This window comes from Streptococcus sp. 9.1, assembly GCF_016648815.1.
Taxonomy (GTDB): domain Bacteria; phylum Bacillota; class Bacilli; order Lactobacillales; family Streptococcaceae; genus Streptococcus; species Streptococcus salivarius_E.
The window spans coordinates 89,310-105,524 of sequence record NZ_JACLQS010000003.1 but is presented as its reverse complement, the minus strand read 5'-3'; the positions used below and the strand labels follow the sequence as shown (position 1 = coordinate 105,524).

Sequence of the window (16,215 nt, the reverse complement as noted above, 5' to 3'; positions counted from 1 at the left end):
TAGATTATTTTGCAAAAGGCATTCCAAGGCCTTTAAGCAATTCACGACCTTCTTCGTCAGTGTTAGCAGTAGTTACGATAACGATATCCATACCACGTACTTTATCAACATCGTCGAAGTTGATTTCTGGGAAGATAAGTTGTTCTTTAACACCAAGTGTGTAGTTACCACGTCCATCGAATGATTTAGTTGGAACACCATGGAAGTCACGAACACGTGGAAGTGATACTGATACCAATTTATCCAAGAATTCGTACATGCGTTCACCACGAAGGGTAACTTTAGCACCGATCGCTACACCTTCACGAAGACGGAAGCCAGCGATTGATTTCTTAGCTTTAGTAATCAATGGTTTTTGACCTGAAATAAGTGCCAACTCAGCAGCAGCTTTTTCAAGAGTTTTAGCGTTGTTTACAGCTTCACCAACACCCATGTTGATAACGATTTTATCAACTTTTGGCACAGCCATAACTGAAGAATAATTGAATTTTTCAGTCAAAGCTGGAATTACTTCGTTAGTGTATTTTTCTTTAAGACGGTTAGCCATTTAATACTTTCTCCTTTCCTTCGTGATTAGTCAAGCACTTCGCCTGATTTTTTGTTGTAACGAACTTTTTTGCCGTCAACAACTTTGTAACCTACACGTCCAGCTACACCGTTCTTGTCAAGAACTTGAACGTTTGAAGCGTGGATTGGTGCTTCTTTTTCCACAATAGCACCTTGAGGGTTTTCAGCTGATGGTTTTTGGTGTTTTTTGATGATTGCAACACCTTCAACAACAACTTTGTTTACTTTTGGAAGAGCTTTAAGAACTACTGCTTCAGTTCCTTTGTCTTTACCAGCAATAACGCGAACTTTATCGCCTTTTTTTACAAACATTTGAGTATTTCTCCTATTATTTCTTACGCCCTAATGGGCACCCTGAACATTTCAGGGGACTAAGTTTGTGTTAATTCAGATTAAAGTACTTCTGGCGCCAAAGATACGATACGCATGTATCCACCTTCACGCAATTCACGTGCAACAGGGCCAAAGATACGAGTTCCACGAGGAGTTTTGTCATCGCGGATGATTACTGCAGCGTTGTCATCAAACTTGATGTATGAACCGTCTGGACGGCGAGCACCAGTTTTTGTACGAACGATAACAGCTTTAACAACATCACCTTTTTTAACAGCTCCACCTGGTGTAGCTTGTTTAACAGTTGCAACGATAACGTCGCCGATGTTAGCGAATTTACGTCCTGAACCACCAAGAACTTTGATAGTCAAGATTTCACGAGCACCGCTATTATCAGCAACTTTTAAGCGACTTTCTTGTTGAATCATTTCAATTGTCTCCTTTTAGTTTTATTAGATAATAACAGCTTCTTCCACAACTTCTACAAGACGGAAGCGTTTTGTAGCTGAAAGTGGGCGAGTTTCCATGATACGAACGATATCGCCTTCTTTAGCAACGTTGTTTTCATCATGTGCTTTGTATTTTTTAGAATAGTTGATACGTTTACCATAGACTGGGTGGTTACGTTTAGTTTCAACTACAACTGTGATTGTTTTATCCATCTTGTCAGATACTACGCGTCCAACAAGGGTTTTACGTTGATTACGTTCCATTATTAGAATTGCTCCTTTCCCAATCTATTATTTGATTTCAGATTGCACAGTTTTAACACGTGCAATTTGTTTTTTCACTTCGTTCAAACGGGCAGTTTGATCAAGTTGACCTGCTGCAGCTTGGAAACGAAGGTCGAAAAGTTCTTTCTTAAGTTCGTTTTCTTTTTTAGCAAGCTCTTCTTGAGACAAGCCACGAAGCTCAGCAACAAACTTTTTGATTTCTTCAAGTTTCATGTCTTCTCCTTATTCTGCTTCACGTTTCACGAATTTACATTTAACTGGCAATTTGTGGCTAGCAAGACGAAGCGCTTCACGTGCAACTTCTTCAGAAACACCTGCGATTTCGAACATTACTTTACCACGTTTAACTGGTGCTACCCAACCTTCAGGTGCCCCTTTACCAGAACCCATACGTACACCGATAGCTTTAGCAGTGTATGATTTGTGTGGGAAGATCTTAATCCAAACCTTACCACCACGTTTCATGTAACGAGTCATGGCAATACGAGCAGCCTCGATTTGACGGTTTGTAATCCAGTGGCTAGTTGTAGCTTGAAGACCGTATTCACCGAATGATACTTCTTTACCACCTTTAGCCTCACCGCGCATTTTTCCACGGAATTCACGACGGTGTTTAACACGTTTAGGTACTAACATTTGTTATTTGCCTCCTTTAGTGTTTTTACGAGCTGGAAGAACTTCTCCACGGTAGATCCAAACTTTAACACCAAGTTTACCGTAAGTTGTGTCAGCTTCTTCCCAAGCGTAATCGATATCAGCGCGAAGTGTGTGAAGTGGAACTGTACCTTCAGAGTATCCTTCTGCACGGGCGATATCTGCACCGTTCAAACGACCTGATACTTGAGTTTTGATTCCTTTAGCTCCAGCACGCATTGCACGTTGGATAGCTTGTTTTTGTGCACGACGGAAAGCAACACGTTGCTCAAGTTGGCGAGCAATTGTTTCACCAACAAGGTGAGCGTCCAAATCAGGTTTCTTGATTTCAACGATGTTGATGTGTACTTGTTTTCCAGTCAATTTGTTAAGTTGAGCGCGAAGAGCGTCAACGTTTGATCCACCTTTACCGATAACCATACCTGGTTTTGCAGTGTGAAGTGAAACAATAACTTTGTTTACAGCACGTTCGATTTCAATAGTTGAAACTGAAGCGTCTGCAAGTTCTTTTTGAATGAATTTGCGGATTGCCAAATCTTCGTGAAGGTAATCTGCGTATTCTTTTTCAGCATACCATTTCGCATCCCAGTCACGGATGATCCCGACACGCATACCAATTGGATGTACTTTTTGACCCACGAGTTTACCTCCTTATTTTTCTGACACAACTACTGTTACGTGAGTTGTGCGTTTGTTGATTGGTGAAGCTGAACCTTTCGCACGTGGACGGAAACGTTTCATTGTTGGTCCTTCGTTTGCGAATGTTTCAGATACTACCAAGTTAGCTTTTTCCAAACCAAAGTTGTTTTCTGCGTTAGCGATAGCAGAGTTAAGAGTTTTCTCAACAATGCGAGCTGCTTTGTTTGGAGTGAATTTCAAGATTGCGATTGCATCAGCAACGTTCTTACCACGGATAAGATCAAGAACAAGACGTGTTTTACGAGGTGAAACACGCACTGTACGAGCCATTGCTTTAGCTGAAGTAATTTCTGCCATTGTGTCCTCCTCCTATTAACGACGTGTTTTCTTATCGTCAGCTGCGTGACCTTTGTAAGTACGAGTTGGTGCAAATTCACCAAGTTTGTGACCTACCATGTCTTCTTGGATGTAAACAGGAACGTGTTTACGTCCATCATAAACTGCGATAGTGTATCCGATGAAACTTGGGAAAATCGTTGAACGACGTGACCAAGTTTTAATTACTTTTTTCTTTTCGTCATTTGCTTGAGCTTCAACTTTTTTCATCAAATGCTCATCGACGAAAGGTCCTTTTTTAAGACTACGTCCCATTTTGTAGTTTTCTCCTTTAAATTGAATGTACCACAGCGGCTTGCACTAAGAAATGCTACCGAGTTGGCGGATGTTATGTGCTAAGCGACTAAATTATTTTTCGTTACGACGACGAACGATAAGTTTGTCAGATTTAGCTTTCTTGTTACGAGTTTTAAGACCAAGCGCAGGTTTACCCCATGGAGTAGATGGCGCTTTACGTCCAACTGGTGCTTTACCTTCACCACCACCGTGTGGGTGGTCGTTAGGGTTCATTACAGAACCACGAACTGTTGGGCGAATACCCTTCCAGCGATTACGGCCGGCTTTACCAAGGTTGATAAGTGATTGTTGTTCGTTACCTACAGTACCGATAGTTGCACGACATGTACCAAGAACCATACGAACTTCACCTGATTGAAGACGAACAAGTACGTATTTACCTTCTTGACCCAAAACTTGAGCAGAAGCACCAGCGGCACGGATAAGTTCAGCACCTTTACCTGGTTGAAGCTCGATGTTGTGGATAACTGTACCAACTGGGATGTTTGCAAGTGGAAGAGCGTTACCAATCTTGATATCCGCATCTGGACCTGAAACGATACGTTGACCTACTTCAAGACCTTTAGGTGCGATGATGTAAGCTTTAACCCCGTCAGTGTAGTGTACAAGAGCGATGTTTGCAGTACGGTTTGGATCATACTCAATTGTTTTAACAACTGCTTCAACGCCATCTTTGTTACGTTTGAAGTCAATCAAACGGTAGTGACGTTTGTGTCCGCCACCTTGGTGACGTACAGTGATACGACCGTTGTTGTTACGACCAGCTTTGTTCTTAAGAGAAACAAGCAATGATTTTTCAGGAGTGCTTGTAGTGATTTCTGCGAAATCCAAAGAAGTCATGTTACGACGGCCATTTGTCGTTGGTTTATAAACTTTAATACCCACGTTAATTTCTCCTTTGATTATTCAGCTTCAGCTGCAAACAACTCGATTGCTTTAGAATCAGCTGTAAGAGTGATGATAGCTTTTTTAGTTTTTGAAGTGAAACCAGTGTAACGTCCAACACGTTTTTGTTTTGGTTTAACAGTTACAGTGTTCACGCTAGCAACTTTAACACCTTCAAATGCAGCTTCAACTGCTTGTTTGATCAAGAGTTTGTGTGCACGTGTATCAACTTCGAAAGTGTATTTTCCTGCTTCAAGAGCAATCATAGATTTCTCAGTGATAACAGGTTTTTTGATTACGTCATACAAATTCATTATGCAAGAACCTCCTCGATTGATGAGATAGCTTCTTTAGTAACAAGAAGTTTATCTGCGTTTACGATGTCAAGTACACTTGCAGTTGCAGGAGTTGCAACAGTTACGTTTGCAAGGTTACGTGCTGAAAGTTCAGCAAATTTGTTTCCTTCTTCAACGATAACAAGTACTTTAGAATCGATGCTAAGAGCTGAAAGAACGTTTGCGAATTCAACAGTTTTTGGAGCTGCAAATGAAAGAGCTTCAACTGCTACAAATTTATCTTCTGCAACTTTAGCTGAGTAAACAGATTTCAATGCAAGGCGACGAACTTTTTGTGGAAGTTTGTATCCGTATGAACGTGGAGTTGGTCCGAAGACAACACCACCACCACGCCATTGTGGTGAGCGGATAGAACCTTGACGAGCACGTCCAGTTCCTTTTTGACGCCATGGTTTACGTCCACCACCTGATACTGCTGAACGGTTTTTAACCGCGTGAGTACCTTGGCGAAGGCTAGCACGTTGGCTGATTACGACATCAAATACTACTGATTCGTTTGGTTCGATACCGAAGATAGCGTCGTTAAGTTCAACTGTGCTAACTTCTTTACCAGTTTGGTCAAATAGTTTTACGTTTGCCATTTTTAACTGATTTCTCCTTTCTTATTATTTAGCAGCTTTAACTGCTGATTTGATAGTGATAAGAGATTTCTTAGCACCTGGTACGTTACCTTTGATAAGGATAACGTTTTTCTCTGGGATAACTTGTACAACTTCAAGGTTTTGAATTGTCACACGGTTGCCACCCATACGTCCTGCCAAGTGTTTGTTTTTGAAAACACGGTTAGGCGCAACAGGTCCCATTGAACCTGGACGACGGTGGTAACGAGAACCGTGAGCCATAGGTCCGCGTGATTGACCGTGGCGTTTGATAACACCTTGGAAACCTTTACCTTTTGAAGTACCAGTTACGTCAACAACATCTCCAGCTTCGAATGTGTCAACAGTGATTTCTGATCCAACTTCCAAGCCTTCAATGTTTTTGAATTCACGAATGAAGCGCTTAGGAGCTGTGTTAGCTTTCGCTACGTGGCCTTTGGCAGGTTTGTTGCTCAATACTTCGCGTTTGTCGTCAAAACCAACTTGAACTGCTTCGTAACCGTCTGTTTCAACAGTTTTAACTTGAAGCACAACGTTTGGAGTAGCTTCGATGACAGTAACAGGGATAAATTCACCTGCTTCAGTGAAGATTTGAGTCATTCCCACTTTTTTCCCTAAGATTCCTTTTGTCATGAGAAAATATTTCCTTTACTTTATTGTTTTTTCAAAAAGTTTTTTATGAGCGTTTTTTATGCTCAAAAAAGTTTTTAACGAGCGTTTTTTATGCTCAATGAATCAAGCTTTAAATTAAAGTTTGATTTCTACGTTCACACCACTTGGAAGATCAAGTTTCATCAAAGCGTCAACTGTTTTTTGAGTTGGGTTGATGATGTCGATAAGACGTTTGTGTGTACGCATTTCAAATTGTTCGCGAGAATCTTTATATTTGTGAGTCGCACGAATAATTGTGTAGAGACTACGTTCAGTTGGAAGTGGAACTGGCCCAGCAACTGTCGCACCTGTGCGAGTTGCAGTTTCTACGATTTTTTCAGCCGCTGTATCAAGCGTACGGTGTTCGTAAGCTTTCAAACGGATACGAATTTTTTTGTTTGCCATTTTTTCTCCTCTTTCGTCTATTTAAGATAATAGGCTAGCTCCTCAAGAAAACCAACACGGATTGCGTGGCAGTGCAACCAGGCGTGTCGCAACCTCTTGTATCATAGCTAAGCGCTGTATTTACAGCACCATAATATAATAACAAAAGAACCTACTCATTGCAAGGGATTTTTTTAGTTTTTTTCTTTTTCTTTATTTTATTTTTTGCCTAAACAAAAAAATCCATCTTCGATGGATTTTTTATCAACTTTCTTGAGTGTAGTCGTACCCCATATGTTCATAGGCTTTAACCGTTGCAACACGACCTGTTCGTGTACGCATAATGAATCCTTTTTGAATTAGGTAGGGTTCATACATATCTTCTACCGTTTCTCGCTCTTCTGCAATATTCACCGACAAGGTACCTAGACCAACCGGTCCCCCACCATACATTTCAATCATGGTGCGGAGAATTTTTTGGTCGACATAATCTAGTCCTTCATGGTCCACATCCAACATAGTCAACGCCTTGTCTGCAATCTTATCATCAATGATGCCATCACCCATAATTTGTGCATAGTCTCTCACGCGCTTAAGTAGGCGGTTAGCAATACGAGGCGTCCCACGGCTACGACGTGCTAGCTCTAGAGCAGCTTCAGGTGTTATAGTCATGTCAAAGATTTCTGAAGTACGTTCAATAATTTCCTTCAAATCTGGTAGCTCATAATATTCCATATGACCATTAATCCCAAAGCGAGCCCTCAATGGATTTGACAACATACCTGCTCGAGTAGTTGCACCTACTAATGTGAAAGGTGGTAACTCTAGATGGACACTACGACTTGTTTCGCCTGCACCAATCATGATATCAATGTAGTAATCTTCCATAGCACTATAAAGAACTTCTTCCACTGCCATAGGCATCCGGTGAATCTCATCAATAAATAAGATATCACCTGGCTCCAAGTCATTGAGTATGGCAACTAAATCACCAGCCTTTTCAATTGCTGGCCCAGACGTCTGCTTTAAATTAACGCCCATCTCATTAGCTATCACAAAAGCCATGGTTGTTTTCCCCAAACCTGGAGGACCAAACAAAAGAGTATGATCTAGTGCTTCATCACGAAGTTTAGCTGCCTCTATAAAAATCTTTAATTGGTCTTTAACCTTATCTTGACCAATATATTCCTTAAAGTACTGAGGACGAAGGGTACGCTCAACATACTCTTCATCTCCTAGTAAATCATTATCTAATATTCTTGTCATAGGCTTATTTTAGCACAAAACAAAAAATGCAGTCAAAATTTGTCCATAAAAAAGAAGACAAGACTTGCCTTCTCTTTTAATTATTTCTTACCACCCTTAACTGGTGCTTTATCAGCTTTCTCTATAGCTTCTTTAATTGTCTTAGTATAGAGTTTAGCACCACGGTTAATTGAGTCGCTATCGGATCCAAAGTGAACCCCATCTGTACCATTCCAGATAGAAATATTTTCTTTAGCCACTTGATACCAGTCAGCAACCGTCACAAAGTCGTATTTCTTAGCCATCTCTAACTCATACTTACGTAACTGAATCAAAGATTGGGCCTCATTACCAGATTTACTACCATTATATGGTGTCACAAAGATAATATGGTGACCCTTAGGTAAATTCTTGATGATTTTATTAATAACGCCTTTATAGTCGTCAATCTCATTAACACCACCAGCAATGACAACATCCTTAGCAAGAGCATTACTATCCGCGTAATCTTTAAGCAAATCATTGATTGTTGATAGGTTACGACTGACAACTGCATCTATAGCGACATTATCAATACTTGATTCCAGCTGATCTTTTGATCTAAGAGCTACGGAGTCCCCTAAAACTGTCACTCCCTTATTCACACCAAATGAAGTAGCCTGACTGTTTTCCGCATTGGTACGCGTTAATTTCATCTTAGTCTGAGCTTGCGACAAACCATTAGCTTCTAAATCTTTCTCGAAGTTCCCTACAGCTGGCGCAAAGAGAGAAATAAGCACTGTAATTAAAGTAAGACCACTAAAAACATAAAGCACAATATGTCGGTACGGCGTCAAGTCTAAATCTATTCCAAAGAGACTGGCCTTTCTTCCTGCAATAAATGGCTCTATTATATAGTAGGAAAGTGTTGCGAAAACAATTGACAGAATCGTTGTCAGAATGACTGCAATAATATTATTGGTCAATTGACTAAAGATAATATATAGCGGCCAGTGAAAAAGATAGACACTATAGCTAATCTCTGCCAAATAACTAATAAGAGCAGGCTCTGATTTTCCAGGCAATTTCTCATGGAGGACACGGGCAGAGTAAATCATAACAGCCGTGAACAAACTAGCTAAAACAAAACCAAATAGATAGGTAATGCGTTCCTCAAAATGGAGAACTAAGCCCAACAATACGAGCAAGGCAAAACTTCCTACCATATAAAGGACTGTCTTTTTCAGAGTCCAAAGGCGTATATTTTTCTTGAACCTAGCGGTCGTTTCATACACACCTGAAAGTGTCGCAAAGAGAGAACCTAGGAAGAATGGATAGGCATGCGTAATTGATGAGAAATATAAGCGAGAAAAACTATCAACAAAGAAAGCACTAATAAACATTGATAGAAAACTCACCATAAAGCAGGCAAGAGATACCATAAAGACTAGGCTTCTAAATTGATTTTGATGTTTAACACGCTTAGCTAGGAACCAAAGCAAGGCACCCCAAAGAATATAATAGTGAACCTCAATAGCCAGACTCCATGTATGGAGGTAAATATGCTGGTTAAACTGGTTCTCATAATTTCCCCCGGTCAAAATCTCATAATAGTTAGTTACAAAACCGATAACAGAGGTGATTTGACGTCCAATACCTGCAATAAAATCATTTCGAACCAAGAGTGCCAAAGGGGTGCAGATAAGAACCATCAACACAAGTGGTGGTACTATCCGGTAGAAGCGTCGTCGCATAAAACCAAGGTAATCAATGCGATGCGTCCTAGATACCTCATCAATCAAAAGCGCTGTAATCAAATACCCTGAGAAGGTAAAGAAGACATCAACACCGATGAAGCCCCCAGGAAGAATACTTGGGAAGAAATGATAGATCAGAACCAAAAGAAGTCCTGTCACACGAATATAAGAAAACCAGTTAATTCTCATCCTTTAAAAATCCCCTGTTTAAATTTTCCTTTGTAGGTAACCTTATTTTCAGTAGTCAATTTTCCTTGACCATCGGCTTGACCAGACTTGAACTCTCCTTGATAAATCCAACCCTCATGAGATTTGAAGGTTCCTTGACCATTAAAGGAACCATTCTTAAATTCTCCCGTATAGGTATCACCATTATCATAGGTCAAAGTTCCTTGACCATTCAAACGATGGTTCTGCATCTGACCTTTATAGGCAATCTTAGTCCCATCAATCTTGATAGAATGTTGCGTTTTTATAGTCACCAAAAACAAGGACAGGGCGCATAAAATAATAACCCCTACTGTAATACGCTCAAATTGATTTCGGTCAATATCAATATTTTTAAAATCAAAATCCTTTAGTTGTTTAAAATTCATTGTCTATCCTTAATCCACTGTAACCAATCTCGACAACCTGCAGTTACCAATTTGTATGTTTCTTCAAAGTCACCTGTATACCATGGGTCCGGAACTCCACCAGGTCTGAAAAGCTTGATTTTATCGTCATAACGCCCTGCAGATATCTGTAGAAGATCCTCAACATTTGACTCATCCATTCCCACAACTAAATCAAAGAACTCAAAATCGGCCTGACTAATCTGTTGTGAGCCCTTGGAAGAGTCAAAAGAAATAGCATATTTCCTTAAAATCTTTTGGGTTCCTTGATGAACTGGATTTCCATGCTCCCATGAAGATGTCGCGCGACTTTCGATATGCAAAGACTTTTCTTGGTCCAGCTCTTTCATCACAAATTCTGCCATTGGGCTACGACAAATATTCCCCAGACAAACAAATACAATCTTATTCATTATTCACCTCTTGCCCAAAACTATTAAAAGATCTGCTCACTTATTTTCTTCGTCAAAATTATGAACACACTTTTAAATCATGAAAGTAGGTTCTCATTAATTTTCATTTAATCAATCCATATTATACCGAAAAACTAATCAAATAGAAAGGTTTCTTTCCTAATCATATCGAAAAATTAGTAACCTTTTTTAACAGTTGCAATATTCCTATTAATCTATATATTTAAGGCGTGAGAAAAGAGAACCTAGTTTCCTAGATTCTCTTTTTGTTGGCTTTAGATATTTGACCAAACACTTTCAAGGATGTTTGTTTGTTCACGTCCTGGTCCTACAGAGAAAGTAGAGATACGTACACCTACCAATTCACCAACACGACGAACATAATTACGAGCATTTTCAGGAAGCTCATCTAAACTACGGCAACCTGTGATGTCTTCTTCCCAACCTGGCAATTCTTCATAGATTGGTTTGCAACGTTTCAGTTGCTCAAGACTAGCTGGGTAGTGATCAATACGCTCACCATCAAGGTCATAAGCTACACAAATTTTTACAGTGTCAAGACCTGAGAGAACATCGATACAGTTCAAGCTGAGGTTTGTGATACCTGATACACGACGGCTATGGCGCATCACCACTGAGTCAAACCATCCTACACGACGTGGACGTCCAGTTGTTGTTCCATATTCATGACCAACTTCACGGATGCGTTCACCCACTTCATCAAATAACTCAGTTGGGAAAGGACCATCACCAACACGACTCGTATAGGCCTTACATACACCAACTACCTTATTAATTTTAGATGGACCAACACCAGAACCGATTGTAACACCACCCGCAACTGGGTTTGATGACGTTACAAATGGGTAAGTACCTTGGTCAATATCAAGCATAACCCCTTGAGCTCCTTCAAAGAGGACACGTTTACCTGCATCAAGAGCATCATTCAAGATAACGGATGTATCTGTGACATATTGCTTAATTTGTTGTCCGTAAGCGTAGTATTCTTCAAAAATCTCATCGAATGATAATTCTTCAGCTTCATACATCTTACTGAAAAGACGGTTTTTCTCAGCTAAGTTCGTTTTCAAACGATCAGCAAAAATTTCTTTGTCCAAAAGGTCTGCAATACGGATACCTACACGCGCAGCCTTATCCATATAGGCAGGACCAATACCTTTGTTAGTTGTACCAATCTTATTGTCACCTTTGGCGGCTTCTTGCAGTTGATCAAGTTTAATATGGTACGGCAAAATAACGTGTGCGCGGTCAGAAATACGAAGGCTCTCTGTTGACACACCTTCTGCATGAAGATATTCCAACTCTTTGACAAGTGATTTAGGATTGACCACTACACCGTTCCCGATAACAGAGATTTTCTCTGGGAAGAAAATACCTGATGGAATCAAGTGCAATTTAAATTTCTTACCATCGATAACAATCGTGTGACCTGCATTGTCTCCACCTTGATAACGTGCGATCACTTCGGCATCTTGACTTAGGAAATCTGTAATTTTCCCTTTACCTTCATCACCCCACTGGGTACCCACAACAACTACTGATGTCATATTATTTTGATAACGGACAGCTCCACCTTTACGAGGCTGTCCCCACCTTTCTTGAAAAACTTCACGGTGGGAATTTCACCCACAAGTTTTGCGTTACAGTTTATTATAGCAGAAAAAAGTCTATTTGTTCAACGTTGAAAGCACTTCTTACAAAATATTCTGACAGTTATAGCTAAGATTGCAACTAGTTATTTACTATATCTTTTTAACCTTGCTTCTTATGTATAACTATCAGCTATTTAACCTGCTTCATATAATCATTTAACTGCCTTTGATTCTTTAAAATAATTGTCTTGTCAGAATAATTTTTAACAACTGCATTATATCGCTCTACATATTTTTTAGAACGTCCGTCTAATAAAATCCATTTCACAAATGCAAAATCAAATTTTTCATTACAGCCTTCTGCCATGCTAGGACGTGTCTTTCCCCTATATGTTAAATAACGCCTAAATGCCCGATAGAGGCAATTAACTCTGTTAAAGTTGAAATAGACAATACAGTCAGCTTCTCTCATACGTTCTTCATAAAGACAGGCCGAGTAATTCCCTTCAATAATCCAATCACTTTGTAGCATAAATGTTGATATATTGCCGGTCATTTCATCAACTGTTCGCTCTTGCCAATTTGATGTGAAATGAATTTTATCTAAATGAAGTACCTCACAATTGTAGTGTTGACCTAAAAAATTTGCCAAAGTCGACTTTCCAGAACCACTATAGCCAATGATTGCAATTTTCAACTCATGTCTCCTTTTTCATTTCTGTTTCTTGACTATTATCATAACACAAAGCATATATTTAGAAGAAATTATCATTGGGAACAACTCTCGTTTAGACAAACAAGCATGTAAAGTTCTGTTTAAAATGAGTTCTTTCTTAGAAAAATAAAAAAGAGACTTATAAGCAAGTCTCTTTCCGATATTAAGATACCCCCTACATGAATTTGTAAGAACTTTTCATATTGAAAATAAACAAAAATGTTGAAATATAGCTGATTTTAGGGAAATACTTTTAGGTGTTTTCAATGTCAGGATTTAAAAATGGGGCAAAAGTGGGGCAAAAACGAATGACTCACATTTGGTTTGAAAATCTATAATACCTAATGATTATGCCATACTAGATATATAGTGTTGTTATAAATAAATGTCAGTGCGAGTTCAAATCGGAGGATAAAATGGAAAAACAAATTAATGAAAAAAAAGCCTTGGTTCCCAAAGCTTTTTTATGTTATAAACTCATTAAAAGAACCCCCAGTTAGATTTGGAATATTTTTTATTCTGTGTCACATAAAAATAAATAAAATGAATGGCTATAGCTAGAGCGAAGATGGTTGCAATACTCAGCACTATTGTAGGATTCGAAGCGAAAACCAAAGAGAGAATCAAGGCAGCCAGATAGAGTGTCGCTTGAGCACAGTAGTAACTTCTCGAATAGCGAAGATAGTTTTTGTTATAGGGCCCATTTGCTAGGACAGCAGCTTGGAAGAGGCCAATTCCGATATAAAAGAAGCTGATTGCAACGAGAAGATTAGCCTCAGGATTCAGAAGAAAACCCATCGAAACTGTCATCAACATAAGCCCAATGAAAATAGGATAGTGACTATAAATTATAAATAATCCCTTTTGATTGGATCCTTCGTCAATAGCATGGTCAAATTCACCAAAATAAAACAAGAACAGAGAAAGCATGATAACGAAATTAAGAACCGAATATATCGAGAAATTCTCAACTGTAAAGAAGTTAACTAGCCCAATAACCATCTCTCCAAACGTAATAATGACAAGAAGGGAGACGCGCTCGATTAAATGGGGAAGATTTACTTGGAAATGCTCATCTTTAGTAATCAAGAAAATTGGCACAATAAATGTTAGCAGAATACTAGCAATAAAGATATAGACTCCAACGTAAATAGGAAAAAGAGCTGCCAGATAGACTCCTAAGCTTTGTAGACCTGTCAACCATAGAAAACCTTTGATACTTTCCCGATCAGCACTATCGGTTGATCCTCTAAAAAACTGAACCAAATATTGAAAAAATAAGGTAAGGGTTAATGTGCCAACAGCCCAACAGGTATGATAGTACCATTGTTGCCAATTGTATCCAATCATATTGGATATAAAGAGCATAAGTCCCATGTTGATAAACATGATTACCATGTTAAATAACGAGTTTGTTCCATAGCGATTGGTATAAATGGTTTGAATCATCCAGGAATTGATGATAACCATGACAGAGATGAAGAAATCAAGTAAAGAGTCCCAAGCCAAAACACCGTTATGAATAGGGTGAATTAAAGCAGTTGCTTTTGAAATTGCAAAAACAAACACTAGGTCATAAAATAGTTCTGAAAATTCTACACGTTTATGCTTAATAAGAGTTGCCATCTTAAGACCTTTCTATTCTAGAAGTACAATTTATTATAACAGAAAATGGTAATGAGAGAAAAGGAGATGCTTAAATAACTTCATGTGACGCGAATTGTCAAAACCTTGGAGCACATTTACCTCATGTACCAACTCACAGGCAGAGTGTTTGATGATTGATAATGAAGAATAAGATTTTACAATAGAAAAGCGAGGATATCCTCGCTTTTTTTATTTAATCTAATAGCTCCTTATTTTCAATTAAGAGCTCTAGTGGAGATTTATCTCTTGCTTCAATAAAACCAGGTTCATATTGGGTATGAAGTGTTCTTTTCTGAGAAGTTGGATCAATATACAACTCTTTTCCATCTTCTGTGTATAGTTGGTTGCCTCTTGTTAGGTAAAGTAAATCCTCTAAGTACTGTCCATCAGTATGTAGGAAATGCTCGATGTATTTGACAGCTTTTAAGATTTCACTTACTTTATCAGAGTATTCATTAGATTCAAGAACACTCTTTTCTAACTCAATCTCTTTACTCGTTCCAAAGAGTTGGGTTGGAGTTGCATTAAAATATTCCGCTATCTTATCCAAATTTGCAAAGGTAGGATAGCTTTTTTGTTTTTCGTAATCAGAGATGGACTGTTTACCGATTCCTAATTACCTCAGTCTCTTCAGTCTGTTAATTTTTTTTCGAAAATTTCTCTTTAATATTAGCTTTCAATTTATCAAATTTTTCACGACGAGCTTCTTTTTTATCCGCAATTAAGCGAGCTTTAGCTTGATGCTCTAAATCTTCTTGAATTTTGAGAGCTGACTCTATTTCTGCCGCAACAGTAGCGACATCCCACCTAGCAATGTGAACCTGATACTTTTCAAAAATAGAATTTAAAACAGATTCATCATTTTCTTGTACAAGTGCAATAATAGCTACTTCGCCATTTGTCAACTTATTACTAACGGTTGTAATTAATACCGAATTGGCCAATTCTTTGTCTGAACCAACGGAGGCGCCAATTGCTCCACCAGCAGCAAAACCAAAGAGAACACCTAGTGGTCCACCTAAAATTCCGATTAAACTACCAATTAATCCGCCTTCGAAATAATCATCTCCTAGGGAATCCATCAAATCAAAGCTATCTTTGACGTTAACAACACCATTTTCAGCTTTTACAATTGAAGCCTGAGCTAAATTTGTATTTTCAGTTTGACCAAACTGTTTTAATTCTGAAAAGGCCTGAAAGGCTTCACTTTCAATATCAAAAATTGAGACAACAACATTTTCCATGGGCTTACACTCCTTTATTACTTTATAGAGATAGAATAAAATCTCCTATATTTAGTAGTACAAAATACTGCTACACAAGGTGAATTATAGCATACAATAATCTTTTATGTAATATACAATATTTTACAAAGAGATTGAGGTTTTATTACAAAACTTATATTCTATAAATTAGATAACTTTAAAATTTTGATTAAAAAAAGATTTGGATAGAGCTGTTGGTAGACTTAGGAAATTTTAAGAACATGCATTAGTTAAACTCAAAATACAAGAAAAGCCTAAAAAGACTATACTGTAAGTGACAAAACAAAACAGGAGGATAGTCCAAATGAGCCACTTACATTAGTCCTGTGAAATACAGAACTAAATCCTTCACTTAAATTACTTGTCTAACTTTTTGGGGTCAGTACAAACAGTGCTTTTTTTGTTGAAATCGCAAAGAATCTAAGCTTTCTTTTTGCAGATAACATTCGCTCTTTTATTTTCGGTATGATTG

The 16,215-nt window shown here is 38.5% G+C and carries 23 protein-coding genes; all 23 read right to left on the bottom strand.

Translation table 11 applies throughout. The annotated features are described in order from the left end of the window. Positions 1-4: 4 nt before the first annotated feature. Positions 5-547 carry a 50S ribosomal protein L5 gene (gene rplE, locus H7T93_RS03790; RefSeq protein ID WP_002887058.1) on the bottom strand — a complete coding sequence of 181 codons (543 nt, stop codon included), beginning with the start codon at positions 545-547 and terminating at the stop codon, positions 5-7. 26 nt (positions 548-573) lie between these two features. Further along, positions 574-879 carry a 50S ribosomal protein L24 gene (rplX, locus tag H7T93_RS03785; RefSeq protein WP_002885874.1) on the bottom strand — a complete coding sequence of 102 codons (306 nt, stop codon included), beginning with the start codon at positions 877-879 and terminating at the stop codon, positions 574-576. A gap of 80 nt (positions 880-959) precedes the next feature. Next, entirely contained in the window at positions 960-1,328 is a 369-nt protein-coding gene (gene rplN / locus H7T93_RS03780; RefSeq protein WP_002885711.1) for a 50S ribosomal protein L14, read from the bottom strand. Positions 1,329-1,352: 24 nt separating this feature from the next. Beyond that, complete coding sequence (rpsQ, locus tag H7T93_RS03775) at positions 1,353-1,613, bottom strand: 30S ribosomal protein S17 (protein WP_002885836.1); 261 nt, start codon at positions 1,611-1,613, stop codon at positions 1,353-1,355. Positions 1,614-1,640: 27 nt separating this feature from the next. After that, positions 1,641-1,847: a 50S ribosomal protein L29 gene (gene rpmC / locus H7T93_RS03770; protein ID WP_002885754.1), complete on the bottom strand. Its 207-nt coding sequence runs from the start codon at positions 1,845-1,847 to the stop codon at positions 1,641-1,643. A gap of 9 nt (positions 1,848-1,856) precedes the next feature. Beyond that, positions 1,857-2,270, bottom strand: coding sequence for a 50S ribosomal protein L16 (gene rplP, locus H7T93_RS03765; RefSeq protein WP_000960950.1), 414 nt, complete (start codon positions 2,268-2,270; stop codon positions 1,857-1,859). A gap of 3 nt (positions 2,271-2,273) precedes the next feature. Further along, entirely contained in the window at positions 2,274-2,927 is a 654-nt protein-coding gene (rpsC, locus tag H7T93_RS03760) for a 30S ribosomal protein S3 (RefSeq protein ID WP_002885727.1), read from the bottom strand. Between the two features lie 12 nt (positions 2,928-2,939). Further along, positions 2,940-3,284, bottom strand: coding sequence for a 50S ribosomal protein L22 (rplV, locus tag H7T93_RS03755; RefSeq protein ID WP_002887063.1), 345 nt, complete (start codon positions 3,282-3,284; stop codon positions 2,940-2,942). A 15-nt stretch (positions 3,285-3,299) separates the two neighbouring features. After that, complete coding sequence (gene rpsS, locus H7T93_RS03750) at positions 3,300-3,578, bottom strand: 30S ribosomal protein S19 (protein WP_000533765.1); 279 nt, start codon at positions 3,576-3,578, stop codon at positions 3,300-3,302. 93 nt (positions 3,579-3,671) lie between these two features. Further along, on the bottom strand, positions 3,672-4,505 hold the full coding sequence (rplB, locus tag H7T93_RS03745; protein WP_002887065.1) for a 50S ribosomal protein L2: 834 nt from the start codon (positions 4,503-4,505) through the stop codon (positions 3,672-3,674). A gap of 17 nt (positions 4,506-4,522) precedes the next feature. Then, positions 4,523-4,819, bottom strand: a complete 297-nt coding sequence (locus tag H7T93_RS03740; protein ID WP_002887066.1) for a 50S ribosomal protein L23 — start codon at positions 4,817-4,819, stop codon at positions 4,523-4,525. Further along, entirely contained in the window at positions 4,819-5,442 is a 624-nt protein-coding gene (gene rplD / locus H7T93_RS03735; RefSeq protein WP_014635142.1) for a 50S ribosomal protein L4, read from the bottom strand. The genes H7T93_RS03740 and rplD overlap by 1 nt, the downstream gene beginning before the upstream one ends. Before the next feature lie 24 nt (positions 5,443-5,466). Further along, entirely contained in the window at positions 5,467-6,093 is a 627-nt protein-coding gene (rplC, locus tag H7T93_RS03730; protein WP_002885755.1) for a 50S ribosomal protein L3, read from the bottom strand. A gap of 114 nt (positions 6,094-6,207) precedes the next feature. Beyond that, positions 6,208-6,516: a 30S ribosomal protein S10 gene (gene rpsJ, locus H7T93_RS03725; protein ID WP_002885653.1), complete on the bottom strand. Its 309-nt coding sequence runs from the start codon at positions 6,514-6,516 to the stop codon at positions 6,208-6,210. A 243-nt stretch (positions 6,517-6,759) separates the two neighbouring features. Further along, complete coding sequence (gene ruvB / locus H7T93_RS03720) at positions 6,760-7,761, bottom strand: Holliday junction branch migration DNA helicase RuvB (RefSeq protein WP_014635143.1); 1,002 nt, start codon at positions 7,759-7,761, stop codon at positions 6,760-6,762. 80 nt (positions 7,762-7,841) lie between these two features. Next, the gene (locus H7T93_RS03715; protein ID WP_014635144.1) at positions 7,842-9,665 is read right to left on the bottom strand and encodes an acyltransferase family protein; all 1,824 of its coding nucleotides are present in this window, start codon (positions 9,663-9,665) and stop codon (positions 7,842-7,844) included. Next, positions 9,662-10,072 carry a membrane protein gene (locus H7T93_RS03710; RefSeq protein WP_014635145.1) on the bottom strand — a complete coding sequence of 137 codons (411 nt, stop codon included), beginning with the start codon at positions 10,070-10,072 and terminating at the stop codon, positions 9,662-9,664. Before H7T93_RS03710 ends, H7T93_RS03715 begins: the two co-directional genes overlap by 4 nt. After that, the gene (locus tag H7T93_RS03705) at positions 10,069-10,503 is read right to left on the bottom strand and encodes a low molecular weight protein-tyrosine-phosphatase (protein ID WP_014635146.1); all 435 of its coding nucleotides are present in this window, start codon (positions 10,501-10,503) and stop codon (positions 10,069-10,071) included. Before H7T93_RS03705 ends, H7T93_RS03710 begins: the two co-directional genes overlap by 4 nt. Before the next feature lie 275 nt (positions 10,504-10,778). Then, positions 10,779-12,071, bottom strand: a complete 1,293-nt coding sequence (locus H7T93_RS03700) for an adenylosuccinate synthase (RefSeq protein ID WP_014632520.1) — start codon at positions 12,069-12,071, stop codon at positions 10,779-10,781. Positions 12,072-12,306: 235 nt separating this feature from the next. Beyond that, a complete protein-coding gene (locus H7T93_RS03695) occupies positions 12,307-12,813 on the bottom strand; it encodes a DNA topology modulation protein (protein WP_049528623.1) in 507 nt (168 codons plus the stop codon). 498 nt (positions 12,814-13,311) lie between these two features. Further along, positions 13,312-14,457: a low temperature requirement protein A gene (locus tag H7T93_RS03690; RefSeq protein ID WP_021152654.1), complete on the bottom strand. Its 1,146-nt coding sequence runs from the start codon at positions 14,455-14,457 to the stop codon at positions 13,312-13,314. Between the two features lie 214 nt (positions 14,458-14,671). After that, a complete protein-coding gene (locus H7T93_RS03685; RefSeq protein ID WP_071788307.1) occupies positions 14,672-15,088 on the bottom strand; it encodes a helix-turn-helix domain-containing protein in 417 nt (138 codons plus the stop codon). A 28-nt stretch (positions 15,089-15,116) separates the two neighbouring features. Beyond that, on the bottom strand, positions 15,117-15,722 hold the full coding sequence (locus tag H7T93_RS03680) for a DUF1269 domain-containing protein (protein ID WP_175057848.1): 606 nt from the start codon (positions 15,720-15,722) through the stop codon (positions 15,117-15,119). Between the last annotated feature and the right edge of the window lie 493 nt (positions 15,723-16,215).